A 21656-nucleotide genomic window follows, 5' to 3' on the forward strand; every position below is an offset into this window, starting at 1 on the left:
TTTCGTAAATGATAACCTGTATTCACCGATTATTTCCAGCTTGCAAACGGAGAACGGCCTCCACTGTCGGCAGGCTTCCAGTGCCTCCAATGCCGAGCGTCGACAGCGCCCCACACGCATTGGCGAACCGCAATAGCTCCTCACCGCGACGACCGAGCAGATAGCCGTAAATGATTCCCGCGTTGAAGCAGTCACCTGCTCCCGTCGTATCCACCGGGGTCACTACATAAGGCACTGCCGATATCACACTTCCGTCAGACTCGCGCAGCGAAGCGCCTCTGGAGCCTTGCTTGACTGCCACCATACCAGCGACAGAAGGCAGCATCGATTCAAGCACACTGGCGACCCGGTCCGCCGCAAAAATATGCAGCAGTTCATCCTCGCTGGGAATGAACAGCTCCGTTTCCGCCAGCAGCGCGCTGATCCCCTCGCGGTCCCATTGATTGGCCACATCCCAGCCTGTGTCAAAGGACGTGCTGATCCCGTCCGCACGCAGCTTTTTAAAAAGTTCCAGCCAGTGGGGCCTCATACCATCCTGCAAATAATAGGAGCCGAAGTGCAGATGCTCGGCCTGCCGCAGCAGCGTCTCCGGGATATAATCCGGGGTCAGCAGCGGGATGCTGCCGGCATAGGTTAACAATCCCCGGTCGGCAGGCGTGGATAAGGACAGGGTCACGCCTGTTTTGATGCCCGGAAGCCGGGTGACGTGCTCCGTGTTGACACCCATGCGTTGCAGCTCACCCGTACAGAAGGTGCCAAAATCGTCGTCTCCCACCACACTGACGAACCGCACATCCGCTCCCAGGCTGGCCAGTGCGCAGGCTGTGATCGCCGATGAGGAGCCGAGCACGACCTCGAAGCCGTCGACCATCTTTTCCCGGTTCCATTCCGGCATAACATCATTTCCGGACACAATGATGTCCACGTTCAGTTCACCGGCGACGACAACAACAGGGCTTGTCTCCCTCGACCCTGGGGACCGCATCATTTCAATACCGGAACAAAGCCTTGTTCCGCCTCATACAGCTCCTCGAACATGCTGCCGATTTCATCCAGGGAGCATACGGCTGCGGTCAGCGGGTCCACCATCAGCGCATGGCGGGCCATTTCCTTGTCGCTTCTCAGCACAGCTTCCACAGCCAGATCGAAAAAGGCCATGTTCGAGCGGCACAATGCAGCCAGGTGCTCCGGCAGTTTCCCGAAACGGGTCGGCTGAACACCCTTCCGGTCAACGAGGCAGGCCACCTCAACGACGCCGTCCGCCGGCAGATTTTCGATCAGCCCCCGGTTGGGAACATTGCCATAAATGACCTTCGTCTCGTTTTTCAACACAGCTTCAATGATCACAGCCGCATACTCATTACTGGATTGCATTTCGAGCGGCAGCGTGCCTTCGAGCTGCTGGACAATCTGCTCGTCGTTCTCCTTGCGCCAAATCGGCCAATTGTCGGCATAGAAGCCTGTGGCTCCGTTATAGCCGGTGCTGCAGTGCAGATCGATGAGTGATTGGCGCTTGCGGTAATATGGAATATACTCCGAGAAATGGCCGCTCGATTCCGAGACGAAGGCTCCCAAATATTTCATGGCGTCAAAGCGGACCGGGTCCTGCAGCAGCAGCTCAGGGTCCTTAATTTTTTCCAGCAGTACAGGATACAGATCTTGCCCGGCATGGGTCAGCTCCACGAACCAGGACATGTGGTTGATGCCGCCAGCTCTCCAGTGCATCTCTTCATACGGAACCCCAGCGTATTCCGCCAGTTGAGCGGACGTATTCTGGATGGAATGGCAGAGACCGACCACAGGAATGTCCGTGATGCGGGAAGTCAGCAGTGTGACCGCAGACATCGGATTGGTATAGTTCAAAATCATGCTGTCCGGACACAGCTCCTCAACGTCCCGGACAATCTCGATCCAGCTGGGAAGGGTGCGCAGTGTCTTGAACAGGCCACCCGGTCCCAGTGTATCGCCAATACATTGCTTGACCCCGTATTTCAGCGGAATTTCATATTCGTATCGCACCGTCTCCAGCCCGCCAACCTCAATCTGGTTGATCACAAACTGCGAGCCGCTGATGACCTCCCTGCGGTCTGTGGAGGCGATGACTTCCCACTTTTTCCCCGTCATCTCCACGATCTTGAGCACCAGTCTGCGCGCAAGCTCAAGCCGCCGCTCGTCGATATCGACCAAAGCGATCGTACCGCCCTCCAGCCCTTCAATCAGAAGGATATCCATCGCGATCTCACGGGTAAACGCACTGCCTGCACCGATAATTGAAATTTTCGTCATAGCTCTTCTCCTCGCCCCTTATTTCATACCTGTCATCGTCAGGCCTTTAATGAATTGCTTCTGGAAGATCAGGAACACAGTAATAACCGGTATCGTAATCAGAACCGCTGCGGACATGACAACATTGTAATTGACCTGGTGGGTTCCGTTAAAATAGACCAAGGCGAGCGGAACGGTCATTTTGCTCTCATCATTCAGCACGATCAGCGGCCACAGGTAGTTGTTCCAGGAGTTCATGAATGTGAATATGCCCAGAGCCGATAGCATCGGCATGATGAGCGGCGAAATGATGCGCAGCATCAGCCTGAACTCACCCGCGCCATCTATTCTTGCCGCCTCCAGCAGATCCTGCGGGATTTCCTCGATAAACTGCTTGGCCAGGAACACGCCGTAGGAGCTGACCAGATTAGGCAAAATGATCGCCAGCAGATGATTAACCAATCCAAGCTCGGCTGTGATCAGATAGGTCGGAATCATAATGACCTGGAACGGAATCATCATCGTCGCAAGAATCAGAATAAACAGCAGCCTTTTCCCTTTAAATTGATGTTTGGCAAAAATATAGCCGGCCAGAGAACTGGTAAGCAAGGTGATAGCCGTGATGATTACGGAGGTCACCAGGCTGTTCAACAACCACGTGACAAATGGCGCATCTTGAAAAACCGTCCGGTATCCCTCCAGGCTAGGCTGCTGGGGAAACAGCCCGCCGGAGCCTGACACGATCTCCATATTGCTCTTCAGCGAAGACAGCACCATCCAGACGTAAGGCAGCAGCATAATACAGGCCGCCACTGCCAGCACAGCGATCAGCACTCCATCCCAAACACTGCGTTTATGCGGCATAAGCTTCTTTTCCCCCTCTCAATGTTCCCACTGCGTACGTCCCCATCTCAGTTGCAGCAAAGTCACGAGCAGAATGATCATGAGAAACACGGTCGCCATCGCCGAGGCATATCCCATGTTCGAGTTGGAGAAGGCCTGATCATAAATGTGCAGCGCCAGCACACGTGTCTCGTTGAACGGCTCCCCTTTTGTCATGATCTGGAATTGCGGGAAGGCCTGGAAATAGGAAACGACCGTAGTCACGGAGACAAACAGCAGCGTTCTGCGCAGCAGTGGTAAGGTGATGTGGAAAAAGATATGCCACCGGCCTGCACCCTCCAGAATCGCTGCTTCATAATACATATCGGGAATGGAGTCCAGTCCTGCAATAAAAAGTACGATGTTATAGCCAATATCTGCCCACAAGGTCATTAAAATGACGGAATAGAGCGCATAATGCGGATCGCTCAGCCACTGGATCGGGGCCATATGCAGCTTGGCCAGCACCATGTTGAACAGGCCGTTGTTGTAATTGAACATCGTGCTCCATACGATAGCCGTGCCCGCGAGTGGTGCGATCGTTGGCAGAAAGAACAGTGTCCGGAACAAATTTTTGAGCCACGGGATTCTGACCCGCTGAATGGCCGCAGCGATTAGCAGCGTGAAGACGATATTGACCAGCACGGTGATGATGACGAATTTGAATGTGACCCATAACGACTTTAGAAAAACGGCGTCCTGCAGCATACGGCTGTAGTTCTCTGCCCCCACAAACACCGCATTTGAGCTGAGCGGGTCATACTTGAATACGGACAAACCAAGGCTCCACGCAATCGGAAGAAAAGCGAACACCCCGAACAGGAGCAGAATCGGCACCAGTGATATGATGATAAACCTCCGTTTTGCCCTGTACCCCGCCGCCTGTCCCGCCGCTTTAAGTCCCTTCGTCTTGTCGGTTGGTACAGCAACACTCATGCCCGAGCCCCCTTATCACTTATGTTGATCCTGGCTATCATTGATAGCCTTTTCGATGTTCGCCAATCCGGCCTCCACATTCAATTGCCCGCTGACCATCAACTGAAAATTGTCGTTGACCTGCTTGAAGAAGTAGTCCCGGTCGGCCACAGGGCCAATCCATTGGCCTAACGGCAGCACTGCCAGCGAGGTTTTCATATAAGGATTGCTGCTCTGAAATGCCGGGTCTTCGGCGATTTCTTTTTTGGCAGGGACGGTAAAGGTATCTGTATTCCACGCCTCAAGGTTGTCCTTCTCCGAAATGAACTGGATGAAATCCAGCGCAGCCTCCTGCTGTTTGCTTTGCTTCGCCACCGCAAGGCCCCAGCCGGATTCGGCGGCAAAAACAGGCGGGCTGTCCGTAAAGGACGGCACTGGCACGTATTCAAAATCGCTAACCTTGTAGTTGTTGATGCCCGCAGAAATCGTCCAAGGGCCGCGATAGGTCATGGCCGAGTTGCCGCGAAAGAAATGATCGGAGGTATCCAGCTCCCCGCCAAACGCGGTCAAATCCGTGACTTTGTCCTCAGCCACAAGCGAGACCAGGGCCGACATCGCCTGCCGCGCCTCTGGAGTATTGAAATTCACATGTCCTCCTTCTCCCCAGAAGCTTGCCCCTTGCTGCAAAATAAGCGATAAAAAGGTAAAAGTGATATTGTCCGTCGATACAAAATCAAAGCCCTTGACTTTAATGACATCTCCTTCGCGCACAGTCAGTTTTTGGGCATAATCCACAAGCTCGTTCCAGGTGGACGGCGGCTGATCGAAGCCTTGCTGCTTCAGCATTTGTGGATGAATCAGCATGCCGCCGTTTTCAATGTTGTATTCCAGCGGCAGCCCGTACAGCTTGTTATCCCGCATATACCCGCCAAGGGGCGCGTCATAGTAGGCTTTTTTTACATTTTCGCTATCAGGGATTTCAACGAGCAAATTGTTCTTGGAATATTCGGGAACCCAGGTACCAAAAAACTCGGCGATATCGGGCGGTTGTCTCGCGGAGAATGAAGCTTTCAGCTTCTGGTTGTACACGTCATACGGAAAGGTCTGATACTCAATGGTTACATCAGGATGTGTGTCCTGGTATTTGGCGATCAGCTTTTTGTATGCGTTTACAATTCCATCTTCCTGATGGCTCCAGAAGACCAGCTTCACCTTGCCTTGCGGGTCTGCGGGTGTATCGCTGCCGGACGTGGAAGGGCCTCCGCACCCCGCTGCAGCGAATACAACGCAAACCGTCATGATGATCAGCATATACTTGGAAAATCGCATTTGCATATCCCCCTAATTCTGCAAATTAGCCAGCATATGAAGGGGAGGTTACTTGAGGATAAGCGCCATTAAGCCATTAGATAAAAGCGGTGTGGTCCATAGGTGTATGTACGGCAATCCGCTGCTCCCGGCACGCTTGCTCAAACCATCCCTCCGGCTGTTTATTCGTAATTACCCCTGTCACCTGATTCAGGGAAGTAATGGTAAACAAAGCGCTCTTCTCCAGCTTGCTTTGATCGAATACAGCATACACTTCGCTGGAACGTTCTATCATTAATTGGGCGATACGGGCTTCAAGCTCGGAATGCATCGTAAACCCGTGATTAAGAGACACTCCGTCCACCCCAAGAAACATTTTGGTAATGTTGATTTTATCGATCACGTTCTCCGCCAGCGGACCGCTCAGCTCGTAGCTCTTGGCCCGCATCACGCCGCCGATCACTACTACCTGAATATCTTCCGCGTCGGCCAGCTCAAAAGCAATATTCACCGCGTTGGTGACAATCGTGATATTCCGGTGTTTTTTCAGCGCTTTTGCAATAAAAAACGTCGTTGTTCCCCCGGTGAGACAGATAATGTCCCCTTCCTGCACCAGGGCAGCTGCAGCTTCGGCAATCCGCTCCTTGTCCTGCCGTTGGAAATCATGTTTGGCGGCAAAAGGCAGCTCTGCGGCCGACGGCATCAGCGCCCCTTCGTAAATGGCTCCACCGGTCGTGCGGATAATGCCGCCCGCTTTCTCCAGCACGTCCAGATCGCGTCTTGCGGTCGCTTCCGAGCAGCCGATGGCCTCAATAATCTCCTGCAGCGATATTTTTCCGCGCGCTTTTATTAATTCCAGTGTTTTCGCTCTGCGAAGTTCACCCTTTGAATATTGCATATGTCTCTCCTTTAAATACGAGTTCAAAAAGTCAGGTTTTCAGCACCGAGAAGGTTGAATGAAGCTCAGGGACTGAGTAGCTCAGCGTAGGTAGAGCCTACGTGAGCAACAGAAGGCCCGGCTGAATTCAAGATTCGATGTCGAGTAAGCTCCTTGATTCTACTTCGTGATCAAAAGATGACTTTTTGAACATCCTCTTTAATATATCTGGGCTATTACAACCCGTGTTAGCTCTATTGTGGAGGATGAAAGGGTGGATTGCAATACACCAAAGTGAACCCGCATCCTGTTAGAAAAACGTGCACCGCACACTTTTGCCGGACTCTTCACAGAGCTGTAACCTGCACCTGCTGCTCGTATTCCCGGAAAAGACGGTAGTCGATATCGCCCGCTTTCGCGGACATCGCATTCGCCGCAGCCGCTGCAGCGGCGGTACGCAGCCTGTCTGCGGCCGAATCGCCGCGTTCTTCCGCATACGCCATACCTGCCACAAAGGCATCACCGCAGCCCACAGTATTCACGGGCTGAATGGCCGGCGGTGTCACCAGATAACCTGCTCCGTCAAGAATCGCCAAGGCTCCGCGGCTGCCCAGTGTTACACATACCTCGGCGATTCCCCGGTTCGCCAGCATCTGCGCGGCCCGTGTCCATTCGCTTAGCTCCTGCGGTATGTGTCCCAGCCAGCCGGACAGCTCTTCTTCGTTCGGCTTCACGAAGTGAGGCATTGCGTCGTGGCGAGACATCGCGTCGAGACGAGGCGTTGCGTCGAGCACGGCGCTGAAGGCCCTTCCGCTGGTATCCAGGAAGGCTCGCGCACCAGTGGAACGCACGATGCCGATCAGATCCGCATACAAGCCTTCCGGCGCACCGGCGGACAAACTGCCTGACAGCACAACCACGGTGGATTGCGAGGCAAGCTGGTGTACCTTTTCCTTGATCGCTTCAACTTCCGTTTCCGTTATGGCCGCTCCCTGCCCGAGCAGCTCGGTGGACGTTCCGCTGGACTCATCCAGAATATTGAGGCAGACCCGCGACTCTCCCGGTCCATGGACAAAGGCCGTCTGGATGCCCCGTTCCATCAGGCTGCTCTCGATAAACACGCCATTACTGCCAGCGATGATGCCGGTGGCTGTGACCTGACCGCCGAGCTGGCGAATCACCTTGGCAACATTGTTGCCTTTGCCGCCTGGTTCATCGACCTGACGGGTCACCCGCTGCACCTGACCCACGCTGAACTTATCGACATAATACGTCCGGTCGATGGCGGCATGGAGTGTAACGCTAGTAATCATCTGGCCACGCCCGCTTTGCCGCTGGACCCGCAAAGCCGCATTTTCTCCATAGCCAGCCGTTTGACCGCTTCCTTCGCCGGAACCATGTATTTACGCGGATCGTTTTCTTCAGGATGCTCCGCAAATACGCCTTTGATCGCGTCGGAGAACGCAATGCGCAGCTCGGTGGCGATGTTCACCTTGGACATGCCCAGCGCGACCGCCTGATGAATCTGCTCGGCCGGAATGCCCGACCCGCCATGCAGCACCAACGGAACCGCCACGCGATCCGCGATGCGCGCAATCCGCTCAAAATCAATGTTCGGCGTGCCCTTGTAAATGCCGTGGGCGGTTCCGATGGCGGGCGCAAGCGTAGTTACACCGGTACGTTCAACAAAAAGAGCGCATTCTTCTGGATCGGCCAGCGAAGCATCCCGCTCATCCACGACGATGTCATCCTCGACACCGCCAACCTTGCCGAGTTCCGCCTCCACATTCACGCCGGAAGCTTGGGCGATTTCCATCACTTTGCAGGTTTGCTTCACATTTTCCTCGAAAGGAAACATGGAGGCATCAATCATGACCGAGGTGTAACCGGCGCGTACGCATTGGATAATTGTAGGAAAATCAGTGCAGTGGTCCAAATGAAGCGCTATGGGCAGATCCGTCCGGTCCGCCGCGGTTTTGGCCGCATGGGCGATGTAATCCGGCCCCAAATGTTTGACGGTGCCCACTGTGGATTGAATAATGAGCGGGGATTCCGACTCAACCGCCGCTTCTACGACAGCCTGCAGCATTTCCAGGGTGTGCACGTTGAAAGCGGGGATGGCGTATTTCTCCCTGCGCGCCGTTTGCAGCATTTCAGTAGACGAGATAAGTGGCATATCTTTTTTCCCCCTTGAAAGGTATGGCCGCATGCCGGGTACAAAAGGTTCATTAGGTGACCCTTTATTGGGCTGTATAGCGGCGGGTTTGAGCGAGCTTAACACCTCCCTCTCATTAGTGGAACGATCCGGTAATCACGTTTAGAGGTATGGGCCATGACCACAACAGGAGCTGTTACTGCGACTGCAGCTGCAATTGCGATCGTATCGAAAAGCCAATCCTAGCGGATTACTGCTGATGATCGTGCCGCACAGCCAATCTAACGGACCACAGCTGTTGATCGTACCGTAAAGCCAATCTAACGGACCACAGTGCCGTTATTCTGCGAAATCAACAGTTTTCGAAGCTGTAACGGACACCACAGACCTTATTGGGCATTAATGTGCACGTATCCGGCTCTTTTTGAGCAAATAGCAGCTCTCCTGTCCGTTAGAAATGAAAACGGCGTCTTTCCAGGCAAATAAGGTCGCTCTGGTCCGTTAGCTTATCCGTTCTGATCTGCCGTCACCAACGTTCACGTTATTTTTTGGATCCATTCCACTATGCGAATGTTTGAAACAAATGACTTTTGATTAATGGATGATTGGATAAATCTTGTGCTTGTGATCATAATAATCGTTTGTTTTGATTAAATCAATCACTTTGTAAAATTTTATTGCTCTTTTCGTGGATATAAGCTCATAATATTGATTGTATCAATCATTACTATTGCATTTTTGATTGAAAAAATTATAAAATTGACACAAGGCGTCATAATTAATCCATTTCCGGGAGGTACATCTTTATGAGTTTGACGTATCGTGAAATCAAAGGCCAATACAAGGCCCTGCAGCAGACCTTCGAATATATGGTGGCGAAGCGCGCTGAATTTACCGCCTTTGTCCGTGAACAGGCAGTCACCTCCGTGACCTTCGTCGGTTCCGGTTCCAGCTATTGCTTGAGTGAAGCGGCCGCTTTCTCCTTCCGCTTACGCGCCAGCCTGCCTGCGCTTTCCCTGGCCGCCGGTGATCTGATGCTCCATGCCGATCGCTACCGTCCTATGCTGGCAGGCACCCTGGCCATCGCACCGTCACGGTCGGGCAGCACCAGCGAAGTGATTGAAGCGCTGCGTCTGATCCAGTCGGAAGAACGCATTCCCGTATTGTCCATTTCCTGCGTAACGAATTCTCCATTGTCCGCAAGGGCCGATTTTGCCCTGGAGCTGCCCTGGGCCTTCGACGACAGCGTCTGCCAGACCCGCACGGTTACGAATCTGTATGCGGCCAACCTGCTGCTTGCCGCCTTCCTTGCCGGCGACGAGGACCTGATTGCCGACATGCAGGCGGCTATTCACCAGGGCGAAGCCTACATGACACGTGTGGAGAACGATATCCGCCGTGTCTCCGACTTTGCCTGGACGAACGCCGTCGTGCTGGCAGACGGCGAGCTGCAAGGACTGGCCGCCGAGGGTGCCATCGCTTTGACCGAAATCGCCAAGACGCAGGCCCACGCCTACCATCTGCTCGACGTGCGCCACGGTCCGATGGTGACGGTGGGCCCGGATACGCTCGTGATCGCGGCCTTGTCGGACAGCGGCATCGATCATCAGCGCAACCTGATGCGCGATATCAAAGACCGGGGAGCCACTGTCATCGCGTTTGCTGATCGGGCCGAGGTGGTGCCGCAAGACATCGTTGACCTCGCGGTCACGACGGACCGTCCGCTGGACCCAGCGGTGCGGGGCATTCCGTTCATTTTCATCCCGCAAATCGCCGCCCTCGCCAACGCCGAACGCCACGGCATCAACCCCGATCAGCCTGACGGACTGGTGGCCTGGGTTAAGCTGTAAGAAAAAGTTGCTCTAAGCAATGGGGATTCATTAATCGGTCCTCATTCCATCGGTTTCCGAAAAAATAAAAAAGGCCAGTCCCGTAAGCCATTTTCATGTGACTTAGAGGGCTGGCCTCATAGCATAACAATATAAAAACACCTTCATTTTTTTTAATCCACACTCCTGCATAAGGAGCGACCGCCCACTAGACCGACGTGCTCTCCCGGCAGCAGGCGCTTTCAATCCACGCTCCTATTATAAGGAGCGATCGAACAACAAGCTTATCGCCACGCTTTTCTCCTGTATTTCAATCCACACTCCTGTATAAAGAGCGACCAATTAAGGCCTTGTAGTACAAGGGCTTATCCTAGCAAAAGTGCGACCCTCCATTTCTTTATTATATGCTTGTCATCATTCCCCAGCAAATAGCCATAACCCTTGTTACACTAGCCAGTTCGAATCTCCCGGGAAATCATGTAAGCTTGGGGTTCGCACCAGCTATTCATTGATTTAGTTTTTCTTCTTAACATGTAGTTTTTTAGAAAATGGATTGATAACGCTTTGAGGGGTTGTTCATAATTCTTGTTGAAAGTAGATACAGGATCTCATCAGTTCTATTCAGCAAGCGGGTGACGTTTTTCTTCTTCATTTTAGAAATTTCCTCTCTCTCCAGGTTGGAAGCAAGAAATTGAATAGTGCCTATGAAAATGACAACATCCAACGAAGGAGCAGATTCAGTATGCAGCAGGTGCAAGAGTTCGACCATGGAGAAAAATCTCTCCGGGAATGGTTTGTTGTGCTCTTTGATGTATAAAGCTTTGAGCATGGCGGTAAGAGCCCAATCGCAGAGGATCAGGCTAGATAGAGGTTGATTATGGTCACAAAAAATTAAAGATAGTTTCATATGATAATGTGCAAGATTGTGGAGTTCATGAGACAGGTCATAAAGGTATTGCCTCTCGCTTATTATTTCAAGATTATCTTGTTGACCCGAAGGTGATATATTCATTCGTTGGAGCTCTTTGCGTCTTAAAGGTGCCTGCTTAACAAAAGAGACATTCCTTTTCAAATCAAATTCCCCCTAAGGATAAAGATATGAATATTATACATAAAATTGATACATATTAGTATCATTGATTTTTATCGACTAGTGTATGCTCTTTAAAAACTTGTCTACACTTTTCAATAGTGAGGTGTAGATATTAATGAAGGATAAAGAAGTATTAAAACTCGTAGGGGCAAGGATTCGTGTTTTGCGTAAAGAGAAAGGTTTATCGCAGGAGACTCTTGGGGAAAAAGGTGGGTTTCATTTTTCATACATAGGCCAGATCGAACGTGGAGAAAAAAATGTATCCTTGTTGAATTTGGCCAAAATTGCAGCAGCATTGGATGTTAATCTAATTCAATTATTCGCCTATGTAGATGAAGACCCAAAGATAGTTGAGTCAGATGAAGAAGTTATAGAAATTGTATCTATCCTCAGAAAATCGAATCCGGAGAAAATACACTTAGCCCGAAATATAATTAAAGAAATTATGGGCGTGGAAAAAGAATAAGTAGCTCTATATAACCCCGTTTACCCAGGTATTTGGAAATTACAAATATAAAGGCCCATGATCGAAAATTTAACATTCGTTCATGAGCCTACTGTTTGAATCTTATATAGAAGCCTATTATTTCTGTGAATTCAATGTTTCTTTCAAAAGTTTGCTTTAAATTTTCTGCCTCGGAAACCAGATTTGTCACCACTATTTTTTCTTTTTCAAACACTCGTTCTAAAATAGCCATGATTTCATTCTGTTCTTCTAATGGTGGAAGTAAAATTGGTATTTTCCTTAAAAAGTCTTGGCTAATTGTAGCCATTCCAAGATCGCAGAGGTTATTAAAGTTCATTATGTACACAAAAATCTCCACAACCAAGTCACAGAGAAATTATCCATCACTAGGGGATTGCGGATATCTCCTGTTTACAAGCTTCAATAAAACGTTTATGGCCTTGAGGTATAAAAACCGTTGTGGTAAAGTAATGATAGAAATAAGGACCGATGGCAGTCGGTCCTCAGCACAACAACTTGAGTGGGGTAACCCTCCAAGATCAAGAAGTTAATCTGGAAAGTGACCCTCACTGGTGCCAACCTAGAGTAGGGTCACTTTCGTTTATCGATGTAAGTGAGTAACGCTATGAGAAAAATCCCGAAGGTTAGCACTTCACCAAACGAAATGTTCATACGCATCACCTCCTTTCGGAGGATGCGCCCACTCAAGGTGTGTTGTACATCTATCATTATAACATCAAGAATCGTATAAACGTCATTATTTTTCTAGTTCCAAACACGTAAAAACTGCAAACGCGAACATACTCCCAAAAGGTGGTCCCTTGACGGACGGCCTGCTGCTTCACTGGAAGCAGCAGGCTTTTTTCATTTTCATCAACTCTACGAGTTGGCTTGTGCCGTCCTCATGGCCGCCGACTCTTCCTCGTTCGGGCCGTACACTCCCGGTGCCACCAATCCCGCCTGGCGCATCAGAATAGTGAGTTGCACACTTAACTTCCCTATTTTATAAACTTTTAGATAAGCTTGCCTTTTTATTATAACGGGATCGGAAAGAAGTTTTCAAAAAGCAGCTTAATCCGCATGATTATGATCTATTCTCGCTGAGGACGTTTACTTAACTTCCTGAATGAGCTGCTACAAAATCAGGCATGGCCACTCTTTCGAATCCGAATGACTTGGCTTTGCGGGATCGTTGGATCATGGTAAACCACGAAAGCTTTGCTGAAATGCTCCAAATAATCGTTATTTTGCGATTTCGGGGACAAAATAATCATTTTACGAGCCAGCTCCTGTTCGTACAGCTCAAACACTTTCGCCTTGCGGCTTTCATCAAGCGCACTATCAAACTCGTCGAGAATGATATACCCTGGGTTGGATTCTATTGTTTTTAATAGAGCAAGCGCAAACAGCAGTGAACTGAGTGATTCTTCCCCACCGGAAACCCCTTTCCCTACCTTGTTGCCCCTTCCCTTCAGGCTGACTTCCTCCAAATCTCCCCGATGCCCCTGCTTGCGCGCACGCACATAGAGATAATATCTCAGCTCCCCATGTTTGCCTTCCTGATGCTGCCATGATACCTCGCCGTCAAAACCAAATTTGTCCATGTACATCACAAACTTGGTATTGACCCGATGCACCTCATTACGAATGGTATTGAACAGCTTGTCCTCCAGCTCCTGCAGCTGTTCTTCCAATTGCTCCATCAGCAGCTTGGCGTTTTGCACTTCCTCGGCCCCACGGTCATAGGCCTCTTTGGTTCTTTCATAATTGTCAATGGCATATTCGTTCACCGTCTCATTACAGGCGTTTTGCAAATGGACCCTTGCCCTTTCACGCTCCCCCATCAGTACAGCCTCTGTCTGAGGGATGGCGTCGTTAACGGGGCCGGCTGCTTCCGCATCATGGGTCTCTGAAAGTACCGCCTCGGCTTCCTCCCACATAAATGCCAGCTTTTCGTGCCACTGCTTAAGTTCCACGTCGATCCGCGCCTGATTCAATTGGATCGCTTCACTCTCCTCAGTGAGCCTGCTCTGCTGGCGCCGGATTTGCTCCAGTTCGGCTTCCGCATCCTCCCAGGCGCTGCGTTTGTCCCGCAATCTTCGCTTGGTGCTCTCAATGGAGGTTTCCAGGCTGGATATAGCGCTGCCCAGCTCTCGAATTTCAAGCTCCAGCCTGGATCGCTTATCGTACAGCTCCTTCAGCTCATGCTCCAGAAGCTGCAGACGCTCAACCTGCTCACGCTCATGCTCGTACTGCTTGTAAATGTCGAGATATTTCTCAAGCTGTCTGCATTCCTGGGCAAGCTCAGCGATCTGTTCACGCTGAACGGAAATCTCCTGATCCAGTTCAGATCGCAATTTCTTTTTCTGCTTCCGCTCAGCTGTATACTGGGCCAGCTGCCTGATCCTCAGCTCCCGCCCGGCGCTATCAGCGAAGAAAACTTCCGCTTGTTGTACACGTGGCAGCGCAGACCGATACAGAGTAAGCCGCTGGTTCACCAGCTCCCATTCTGATGTATGAGCTTTCAGCTGCTCTTGTAATTTCTTCTTTTCCTCCTGCAGCCTTTGCAGCCGGATTTGCATGCCTTTCGTATGCAGCAGCCACTGACGTTCCTCCTGCGCTCCACGCCGCGCGCCCGTTTCAAGCAGGATACCATCCCTCAGCTGGATACCGCGCACCCCAAGCAGCAGCTCGTGCAGCCACCACATCACTTTCAGCGCAGCAGCATACATGTCATCGCTCAGATTTTCCTTGACCTGTACTTGAAGGTCTGCCAGGCGTTCCATGGAACGCTCGGGAACAATGGACGGCAGCTCGACATGAATCAAATCGTTTGGCGGGTTAAAGCTTCTGCTTTCAACAAAAACGGTATACTTTACCGCCTCCAGTACAAATTCCTGCTCCAATGAAGCACGGCCGTCCATTTCCAGCAGCTGCTGCATGGTGTACACCTGAATTCCCATTCGTCTGAACAGCTTCACGGACTGCTCCTGGCGCCTGGACAGGATTCGGTCAGACTTTAAAGAGCTTTCCTCCTCCGTTAATTGCTCCAATTGGCGGTGAGCTTGACGGATTTGATCCTGCAATTGAACATAGCGTGAATCCAGAAGATCCAATTGCTGCTGAACATGTGCGCTGTCCTTGTACTCCTGCAAAACCTCGCTGAACCTTTTTTCCTCTTCCCGATCCTGATCAATCCGAACATGCAAATAAGAAATGGTGTCCTGCTGAGCGTCGAGCTGTTCTTGTAAAAGTTCAAGCTCTTCACGTTTCATCTCCACTTCAGTACGGCTTTGCTCAAGCATTTGGGATGAACGCCCAAGTTGCTCAACTACCGCCTCCTGGTTAAAAGGGATGCTTCTAATCTGATCAGCAAGCGTCTGCAGACGCTCGACCAGTTCAGCCTGTTCCTTCTCCCGCACTTCTATATCCTCACGCAACCCTATTATTTGCAGCTCGGCTGCCTCAAACTTCAGCTCCAGCGCCTGCTTTTGATTCTGGCGTCCGGTCCGGTCTTCCTCCAGCCTTTCGCGCTCCAGGGCCAAACTTGATTTACGTTCATTCGTTTCGTCATATTCGATGTCAAGCTGTTCCAGCTGACCTGATAGCTCCTGTTGCTGCCCTTTATAACGATCTGCAAGCATGGCGGAGGTGCGCACGAACAGGCGCAGATTATCCAGCCGGTTTTGGTTGCGTGTTAAAAGACGGTCCCGCTCCCGCTGCCAGCGGTCAAGGTCGAATTTATGCTGATGCTGGTTGTTTTCCGCCTCCTGGCGCGCTCTTTCGGCTTCTTTCAGTCTTTCTTTGGCCGATTCCCAGGTCCGCTGCATATTGTCAATGCGTGTCATCTCACTGAAGATGCGAAACCGTTCCTCTGGCCTCATGGTGGCAAACTGGTTCACATCCTGCTGATACCAAATCAGATAAAAGGCATCCGGATCCACTACATATTTATGCTGCAGCTGATAACGGTACTCCCGTAGATGGTTCACACCATCTCCGGTAGTATAGCGGGTTTCCCGCTCCCATGCTCCAACCTCTTCCCCTTCCCGAATCCAGTATTGCCTTTTCAGCGGTTCTCCGGGCTTCTGCTCCATATGAAGAGAGAATTGCACATAACGTGCAGCATCTATAGGCTTCTCTCCGATATTGGCGAAAACGAGGTGAATCTGCGCATGCCATACTTCGTCATTTCCAATATTTTTGGAACGCAGTCCCTCCAGCTCGACCTTGGCCGAACCGAGTACCGCCCCCATGCAAAAGGTCAGTGTCGATTTTCCCGACCCGTTAGGACCCGTGATCAGAATATGTTCCATGATCCCTGATAAGTCCAGGACGGTTGCCGGATAGTCGCGTACCCCCGAAATCTTCATCTCCCAAGGAATCATTCTTCGTTTTCCGCCCCCATGTTGTATCTCTTGAAAAATTTAAGCACTTCATCCATATGCAGCTGCTGCGACTGGCTAAACTCCGTAAAGCGTTTCAGATATGAATTACTGAACATCCTGCTGCCAATCGCTGTCAACTCATATGCCTCTTCGTCAGTCTCACCGCTGAATCTGGCAATAGCGCCAATTTTGAGCAAGGCACTCAGAGCTGCCTGCATTTTCCGCCTGATATCAAGCGTCTCATGACCGAACGCTTCAACCAGTTGGGTGAACAGTGTAAATTCATTTTGCAATACGTCCTGGTGGTAAAAGATAAACATCAGCATAGCCAGACTTTCCGCGGACAGCATCTCCTTCGCCTGCTGGGCCGGAACACGCATCAGAAGCACGGTCTGATCACGCCGCTTGTCGTATACCAATTGAAAATAACGTGCCACGGATTGGTTAATCCGTTCTATAAACTGGTGGAACGCCTGCGTTTCTTCAGGCTTCAGCTTCAAGAGCCGCATGACCTCCCGTCTGGACAATCCAAAATTGTCGCTTCGCACAGTGGCAGATGAGGAAAACATGATTTGCATAAATGCATGCTCTTCATCCGGTGTCAGAACCGTGTTCAGTTGAGCCATCACGGATAAAGGGCGATAATGATCAACATAACTATCGTTATCCTTTTCGATTTCCGTCTCCATTGCTTCGGATGATATATCGTGCGTCTGCTTCGTCAATCCACTCCCACTCCTTTCGCTGATCTGATGAGACTTCATCCTTCATCTCTTCTACTTCCTGTATCATTTCCGCCTGCCGATTCGATACGATCGCTGACACGGCCAACAAAGCATTGACCGCATCCGCCCATTGTTCAGACCCGGCTTCCAGTACCAGGGGTTCGATTCCGATCTGCTTATGTTCCACCAGCACCCTTTCCACATCCTCAGTGCGAATCATCGTTCTTGTTATATTCCAGGCCGCTTCTTCCATCTGGTCGGCCAGTTCACTTTCCGTTAATTCAGCCGCAGCTGCAAACTCTTCTTCCGGATAGGATTCAATGGGACCCACTGCCGGCGTGTAATGCTCCAGGTAATCTATCGCACTCATCAACTGTGCTTCCGGAATGGGGGAAGCAAACTTGACAGGTACCCACAGACCGTCAAGACGCTCCCCTTCATCCCGGTCCTGCTCCATAAAACTTAGAATCTCAACTCCATTTGGCATGGTCGAATCAGGCTTTTTATAGAAAGAATCAATGACATAACGCTTGAAAGAAACGGGATCAATTTGCACACCAATCTCCGTCTGCTGGATATGGGCAAATTTCAAGATCTTTTGCAGGGTGGACAAGCTGATCTGAGTTCCTTGCAGCATAATGTCCGTTCCCTTTTTAAAGAGGCTGTTCCATTTCATGCCTTCTTCAAAGGTTTTCAGCTTGTCCATCCGTTCATTAAGCCGTTGGTCCAGCTGTCTCATCAATTCTACAATGATTTTTACCTGAGGAAGAGCATGTCTGTCCGCCAAAAATTCGAGCTGACGCTCCTGCAGCTTTTCAACAGCCTCCTCAACATTCCTCACCATACTCGCCAGACGATTGCCGCCGGAAATCCCTTTATCATCGTAGGCTTCGCTTAAATCGGCATCCCTTGCCGCCTGAAACAAGGACCGCGCGATTTCATCACGCATGTAATAGGCAAGAGAATCATTGGCCAGCCGGATCAGAACATCCATTAAACGTTTACCAACATCCATCATTAAAATGCGCCGTTTGGTGCGGATCACCCAATTATATTTTTCGAGAATAAAGAGAAGGCGTTCGACCGACAAGGGCGGCTCTGTACCATACCTGTTACGGTAACGGTAATAAAGAGCATTCGCATCCTCAAGCGGCTGCTCCAGCCCGAGAGCTTCTTCGTGAATCAAATTTAGCAGCTGCAATATATGAAGCACCTTTATCGGCTCTTCAAAATATTCCCGCAATTCATTCAGCACGCCTGACAATTTGATCAAATCACGCAGAGACTCTCTGACCAAAGGCGCATCAGCATCTGATTCAAAAATGGAAATCAGCTTTTTATCCAGGTTGTCCAAAGTTCTCTTCCTCCCAAAAATTCCTCCTGCTCGGTTGGTCTATTGTTTTCAATCGTTGCTTGTAACTGAGATTCATAACCTTCCCACGAGTTGAATATCCGGGCCTGCCGGGTTTCTGGCGGAGTCAAAATCCATTTAACCGATTGCAAAGGAAAATGATCGAGGATTTTCCGTACCGATGCCGCAATGAGCAGACCTGCCTGATCCGTGTCACACCAAACCAGCACCTGCTCTATGGATGAAGAGTGCTGCAAAATATCATGAACAAGCTTGCGATGACCGCTGCGCAGCTGTCCATCCAGTCCGATGACCAGACTTTCGCTCTCAAACAGAAATTCCGGATCAGAGCACATCCGCGTAAGCAAGGCCCTGTTTTCTACCAGCCACATATTTTTGCATGAGGTGGCCAGCTCCAGTTCATATACGGTCAGATCCGTTGTAGCATGCAGATATCCTTGCGGATAATTCAAGTCCCCTGCCTGCAATGGGCCTGCAAAATAAATGGGCGTTATGGCTCCGGTGCTGACAAGTCCAAGGTAAGAAAGCGGCATATCCACTGCCCTCTCCAGCTTGTCAAGAAAATCCTTTTTATCCTTATCAAACATCTTCGAGCCGCCAATCTGTCCAAAATAAGCCGCCCCAATTTCCTTCCAGTCAAACTGGCCTGTTTTCATGCGGATGCTGCATAATGCCAGCAGAAATTGTATATATCTGATCTGTTTGCTGCTCCTCCAGTTCATATCCATAGTTTGCGAGACTGGTTCAAGAGCTACAAGATGACACGCTTCATGAAGAGCCTCGAACAAAACTTTCATATATTGTGTCAGCTTCTCTATTGCTTCTCGTTGCTGTTTCGATAGGATCAGAGCATGAGGGAGCTCATCATAAAGACGTCCGGCCTCTGCACACAAGTAATTGAGCTGCCCGGACATTTCCGTTCGCTCTGCTTCCCTTCTCTGTGTATGTAACAAATTAAGAGCATAACCCATGACATATGCAGAACGTTTCATGGTTTTTCCATCTTGACCGTACTCACTTTTACGGTAGATAAGCCCTTTTTGAAACCAGTTATCAATCGTTTCCTGATTTATGGCCGGATTAGCCCTATACAAATCTTGTTCAGATTTTTTGACCTGCACGCTATGAAAAATCGAGAGTAACCCGTCTAACGAGGGAACTGCTGAATCTGTCGGATCTGCTGGAACATAAGCTTTTTCATCCGAAATTACCCCGCTAAGCATGGCTGACCGTTTGTAGGTTCTGGCAGAGCTTTTCATAATATCCAATTCAAAATAACCGGATAGCTGCTGACCTGGCTGAAGTTCCTCTCCTGCCTTAACATAGTGTTGTTTTATAAAAGATAATATCGAAATTTCTTCCATTGATATCAACCATCCGCTGCTGACTTATTTTATCGCTATTGTAACATAGAAATTTGCTTCATTTCCTTTGTGCCATAATCCGGTAGTTTCCACTGAACTAATTATGGACCTAAGCTTGAGGTATAAAAAGGGGTATGGTAAAGTAAAGATAGAAATAAGGATCGGTGGCCGCCGGTCCCCAGTGCAACAGCTTGAGTGGGGTAACCCTCCAAGATCCAGCAGTACGTCTTGAAAGTGACCCTCACAGGTGCCAACCTTAGAGTGGGGTCACTTTCGTTTATCGATGTAAGTGAGTAACGCTATCAGGAATATCCCGAAGGTTAAAACTTCACCGAACGAAATGTTCATACGGCTCACCTCCCTTCCGGAGGGAACCGACCCACTCAAGGTGTGTTATACATCCATGTAGCAAAACCCGTAAGCATCCTGGTCGGATTTATCGGCAGAAATGAAATTATAAACGGCTGCATGAACTGCGGCTTCAAATGGGCCCCTGCCAAGAAAAATTAAAACCTAAAGGACCTTCCCTGCAGTGAAGGTCCTTTTTCAGCATAGCCAGATATTCAATTCACTCATACAGAATAGAACCTCTCCATACCTTTTTTTATTTTTTACTGCCACAATCCATGCTCGTCCCAGACTAAGCTCAATGTTCTGCTTATCACGTTATCGTGCTCCAATATTTGTGCCCGCAGGAGTCCCCGCACCGATCAGATCGCTGCCTGAAGCCAGCTTCAGGAAATTGCCGAGACTAAATGAGCCATTGCTGTTGCGTGTGATTTGCTGCGGGTCCATGCTTACGAAATCGGCAGCGCTTGCAGTCAGGCCCTTGGCGTTCGTGCTTTTTTTGTCTTTCCACCACACATTGGAGCCGTCCGTATCCGTTCCGCTGGTTTTGTCGCTGGATCCTCCGTCGAATGACAGATTGTTGGTGAAAATATGGGTGCCTTTATCAAAGGCAAAGTTGCTGCCCCCGTTGTCCCAGGAGGTGTTGTTCGTCATCGTGATGCTGCCCGGATTGCTGTTATATGTGAAGCCATGCTTCTTGTTCTGGAAAGCGATACTGTTCTTCACGATGTGGTTGACTGCGATCTTGTCCCCGCCCAGCTTGAAGCCATTGCCGTCACTATCCGTAGTGGAAGTGCCGTCCGAGGTTTGTCCATTATGATGGGCTACACTGTTCAGGATCGTGACTTGGCCGATGGCTCCGGTCTCTGATTTGCTATACAAATCCCAGCCATCGTCCACATTGTACGCGGCCACACAGCCGTTGAACACATTGCCCGGGCCTACGGTCAGCTTCGCCGCGAATCCATCGGCGTCTTCGCCGTTATCCGGATCATAGTTATCATGGGAATAGGAGTTAATGATCTCGTTATACTTCGGCCATTCATCGAACCCTGCCGTAGATGCATAACGGCTAATCTGCAGGCCCGTATCGCGGTTGTGATGGGTTTCCACGTTCTCAATCCGGTTGTAGTTGCCGGCAATAAAGATGCCATTGTCTCCCGCATTTTTCACTTCAATGCCGTTTACATACCAGTAGCTGCCAAAGAGCTGCAATCCTCTGTTAGCCGAATTAAATTCTTGGGCAGAGAAATCAAAGACAGGTTTCTCACCATTGTAAGCGACGAGGTTTTTGCGTGAACTGCTCGTCCCGCTGTTATCCCGTCCAATCGTCACCGTGGATGAATAAGCATAATTCCCCCCGCGAAGATAAATCGTGTTCCCCGGCTGCACAAGCGTGAGCGCATTTTCCAGAGTTGTGGGGCTGGCGAGCGTGCCAGGATTTGATGCTTGACCATTAGGCGCGACATACAGATCACCTGCAGCCAGCGTTCCGGCAAAGGTTTCCTGGTAAGTATCAGTCCCTGCTGAAGCTTCTTCGGCGGTAGAAACAGGTGCCAGGAGATAAGCGGATAAACCCAAAGACAGAACAGCCACAAAAGCGGACTTGCCAAAGCCTAACGTCTTCATATTACCCATTTGCTATTCCTCCTACCAATTTAGAATATTG

Annotated in this window: 18 protein-coding genes; 2 read left to right on the forward strand and 16 right to left on the reverse strand. The window is 50.2% G+C overall.

The window, feature by feature from the left end; all coding sequences use genetic code 11:
• Positions 1-22: 22 nt before the first annotated feature.
• From ACE41H_RS12495 to fba, 8 genes are all read right to left on the reverse strand, one after another.
• Positions 23-925 (reverse strand): carbohydrate kinase family protein, encoded by a 903-nt coding sequence (locus tag ACE41H_RS12495; RefSeq protein WP_375355595.1) that lies wholly within the window; start codon positions 923-925, stop codon positions 23-25.
• Between the two features lie 59 nt (positions 926-984).
• Positions 985-2286, reverse strand: coding sequence for an alpha-galactosidase (gene melA / locus ACE41H_RS12500; protein ID WP_375355596.1), 1302 nt, complete (start codon positions 2284-2286; stop codon positions 985-987).
• 18 nt (positions 2287-2304) lie between these two features.
• Positions 2305-3129 (reverse strand): carbohydrate ABC transporter permease, encoded by an 825-nt coding sequence (locus ACE41H_RS12505; RefSeq protein ID WP_375355597.1) that lies wholly within the window; start codon positions 3127-3129, stop codon positions 2305-2307.
• A gap of 18 nt (positions 3130-3147) precedes the next feature.
• Complete coding sequence (locus ACE41H_RS12510; protein ID WP_375355598.1) at positions 3148-4083, reverse strand: carbohydrate ABC transporter permease; 936 nt, start codon at positions 4081-4083, stop codon at positions 3148-3150.
• A 15-nt stretch (positions 4084-4098) separates the two neighbouring features.
• On the reverse strand, positions 4099-5391 hold the full coding sequence (locus ACE41H_RS12515; RefSeq protein WP_375355599.1) for an ABC transporter substrate-binding protein: 1293 nt from the start codon (positions 5389-5391) through the stop codon (positions 4099-4101).
• 76 nt (positions 5392-5467) lie between these two features.
• Positions 5468-6268: a DeoR/GlpR family DNA-binding transcription regulator gene (locus tag ACE41H_RS12520; RefSeq protein WP_375355600.1), complete on the reverse strand. Its 801-nt coding sequence runs from the start codon at positions 6266-6268 to the stop codon at positions 5468-5470.
• 326 nt (positions 6269-6594) lie between these two features.
• Positions 6595-7560 (reverse strand): 1-phosphofructokinase family hexose kinase, encoded by a 966-nt coding sequence (locus ACE41H_RS12525; RefSeq protein WP_375355601.1) that lies wholly within the window; start codon positions 7558-7560, stop codon positions 6595-6597.
• A complete protein-coding gene (gene fba, locus ACE41H_RS12530) occupies positions 7557-8423 on the reverse strand; it encodes a class II fructose-1,6-bisphosphate aldolase (protein ID WP_375355602.1) in 867 nt (288 codons plus the stop codon). The genes ACE41H_RS12525 and fba overlap by 4 nt, the downstream gene beginning before the upstream one ends.
• 785 nt (positions 8424-9208) lie before the next feature.
• On the opposite strand from fba, the gene ACE41H_RS12535 reads away from it, so the two are divergent.
• Positions 9209-10252, forward strand: a complete 1044-nt coding sequence (locus ACE41H_RS12535; RefSeq protein ID WP_375355603.1) for an SIS domain-containing protein — start codon at positions 9209-9211, stop codon at positions 10250-10252.
• A 520-nt stretch (positions 10253-10772) separates the two neighbouring features.
• On the opposite strand, the gene ACE41H_RS12540 is transcribed toward ACE41H_RS12535, so the two are convergent.
• On the reverse strand, positions 10773-11303 hold the full coding sequence (locus ACE41H_RS12540; RefSeq protein WP_375355604.1) for a hypothetical protein: 531 nt from the start codon (positions 11301-11303) through the stop codon (positions 10773-10775).
• 136 nt (positions 11304-11439) lie between these two features.
• On the opposite strand from ACE41H_RS12540, the gene ACE41H_RS12545 reads away from it, so the two are divergent.
• Positions 11440-11790, forward strand: a complete 351-nt coding sequence (locus ACE41H_RS12545; protein ID WP_375355605.1) for a helix-turn-helix domain-containing protein — start codon at positions 11440-11442, stop codon at positions 11788-11790.
• An 88-nt stretch (positions 11791-11878) separates the two neighbouring features.
• On the opposite strand, the gene ACE41H_RS12550 is transcribed toward ACE41H_RS12545, so the two are convergent.
• From ACE41H_RS12550 to ACE41H_RS12580, 7 genes are all read right to left on the reverse strand, one after another.
• A complete protein-coding gene (locus ACE41H_RS12550) occupies positions 11879-12127 on the reverse strand; it encodes a restriction endonuclease subunit S (protein ID WP_375355606.1) in 249 nt (82 codons plus the stop codon).
• 805 nt (positions 12128-12932) lie between these two features.
• Complete coding sequence (locus ACE41H_RS12555; RefSeq protein WP_375355607.1) at positions 12933-16178, reverse strand: AAA family ATPase; 3246 nt, start codon at positions 16176-16178, stop codon at positions 12933-12935.
• A complete protein-coding gene (locus ACE41H_RS12560) occupies positions 16175-16867 on the reverse strand; it encodes a hypothetical protein (protein ID WP_375355684.1) in 693 nt (230 codons plus the stop codon). The genes ACE41H_RS12555 and ACE41H_RS12560 overlap by 4 nt, the downstream gene beginning before the upstream one ends.
• Positions 16842-18257, reverse strand: a complete 1416-nt coding sequence (locus tag ACE41H_RS12565; protein ID WP_375355608.1) for a hypothetical protein — start codon at positions 18255-18257, stop codon at positions 16842-16844. Before ACE41H_RS12565 ends, ACE41H_RS12560 begins: the two co-directional genes overlap by 26 nt.
• Positions 18233-19267 (reverse strand): Toprim sub domain-containing protein, encoded by a 1035-nt coding sequence (locus ACE41H_RS12570; RefSeq protein WP_375355609.1) that lies wholly within the window; start codon positions 19265-19267, stop codon positions 18233-18235. The genes ACE41H_RS12565 and ACE41H_RS12570 overlap by 25 nt, the downstream gene beginning before the upstream one ends.
• Before the next feature lie 639 nt (positions 19268-19906).
• A complete protein-coding gene (locus ACE41H_RS12575) occupies positions 19907-19987 on the reverse strand; it encodes a putative holin-like toxin (protein WP_375355685.1) in 81 nt (26 codons plus the stop codon).
• A 318-nt stretch (positions 19988-20305) separates the two neighbouring features.
• On the reverse strand, positions 20306-21616 hold the full coding sequence (locus ACE41H_RS12580) for a right-handed parallel beta-helix repeat-containing protein (RefSeq protein ID WP_375355686.1): 1311 nt from the start codon (positions 21614-21616) through the stop codon (positions 20306-20308).
• Positions 21617-21656: the final 40 nt, after the last annotated feature.

The sequence above is a fragment of the Paenibacillus enshidis genome (assembly GCF_042136365.1).
GTDB lineage: Bacteria > Bacillota > Bacilli > Paenibacillales > Paenibacillaceae > Paenibacillus > Paenibacillus enshidis.

Excerpts from the sequence above, each read along its gene's own strand:
- melA (WP_375355596.1), bottom strand. The coding sequence starts at position 2,286 with ATGACGAAAATTTCAATTATCGGTGCAGGCAGTGCGTTTACCCGTGAG.
- ACE41H_RS12505 (WP_375355597.1), bottom strand. The coding sequence starts at position 3,129 with ATGCCGCATAAACGCAGTGTTTGGGATGGAGTGCTGATCGCTGTGCTG.
- ACE41H_RS12510 (WP_375355598.1), bottom strand. The coding sequence starts at position 4,083 with ATGAGTGTTGCTGTACCAACCGACAAGACGAAGGGACTTAAAGCGGCG.
- ACE41H_RS12515 (WP_375355599.1), bottom strand. The coding sequence starts at position 5,391 with ATGCGATTTTCCAAGTATATGCTGATCATCATGACGGTTTGCGTTGTA.
- ACE41H_RS12520 (WP_375355600.1), bottom strand. The coding sequence starts at position 6,268 with ATGCAATATTCAAAGGGTGAACTTCGCAGAGCGAAAACACTGGAATTA.
- ACE41H_RS12525 (WP_375355601.1), bottom strand. The coding sequence starts at position 7,560 with ATGATTACTAGCGTTACACTCCATGCCGCCATCGACCGGACGTATTAT.
- fba (WP_375355602.1), bottom strand. The coding sequence starts at position 8,423 with ATGCCACTTATCTCGTCTACTGAAATGCTGCAAACGGCGCGCAGGGAG.
- ACE41H_RS12535 (WP_375355603.1), top strand. The coding sequence starts at position 9,209 with ATGAGTTTGACGTATCGTGAAATCAAAGGCCAATACAAGGCCCTGCAG.
- ACE41H_RS12545 (WP_375355605.1), top strand. The coding sequence starts at position 11,440 with ATGAAGGATAAAGAAGTATTAAAACTCGTAGGGGCAAGGATTCGTGTT.
- ACE41H_RS12550 (WP_375355606.1), bottom strand. The coding sequence starts at position 12,127 with ATGAACTTTAATAACCTCTGCGATCTTGGAATGGCTACAATTAGCCAA.
- ACE41H_RS12555 (WP_375355607.1), bottom strand. The coding sequence starts at position 16,178 with ATGATTCCTTGGGAGATGAAGATTTCGGGGGTACGCGACTATCCGGCA.
- ACE41H_RS12560 (WP_375355684.1), bottom strand. The coding sequence starts at position 16,867 with ATGGAGACGGAAATCGAAAAGGATAACGATAGTTATGTTGATCATTAT.
- ACE41H_RS12570 (WP_375355609.1), bottom strand. The coding sequence starts at position 19,267 with ATGAAACGTTCTGCATATGTCATGGGTTATGCTCTTAATTTGTTACAT.
- ACE41H_RS12575 (WP_375355685.1), bottom strand. The coding sequence starts at position 19,987 with ATGAACATTTCGTTCGGTGAAGTTTTAACCTTCGGGATATTCCTGATA.
- ACE41H_RS12580 (WP_375355686.1), bottom strand. The coding sequence starts at position 21,616 with ATGAAGACGTTAGGCTTTGGCAAGTCCGCTTTTGTGGCTGTTCTGTCT.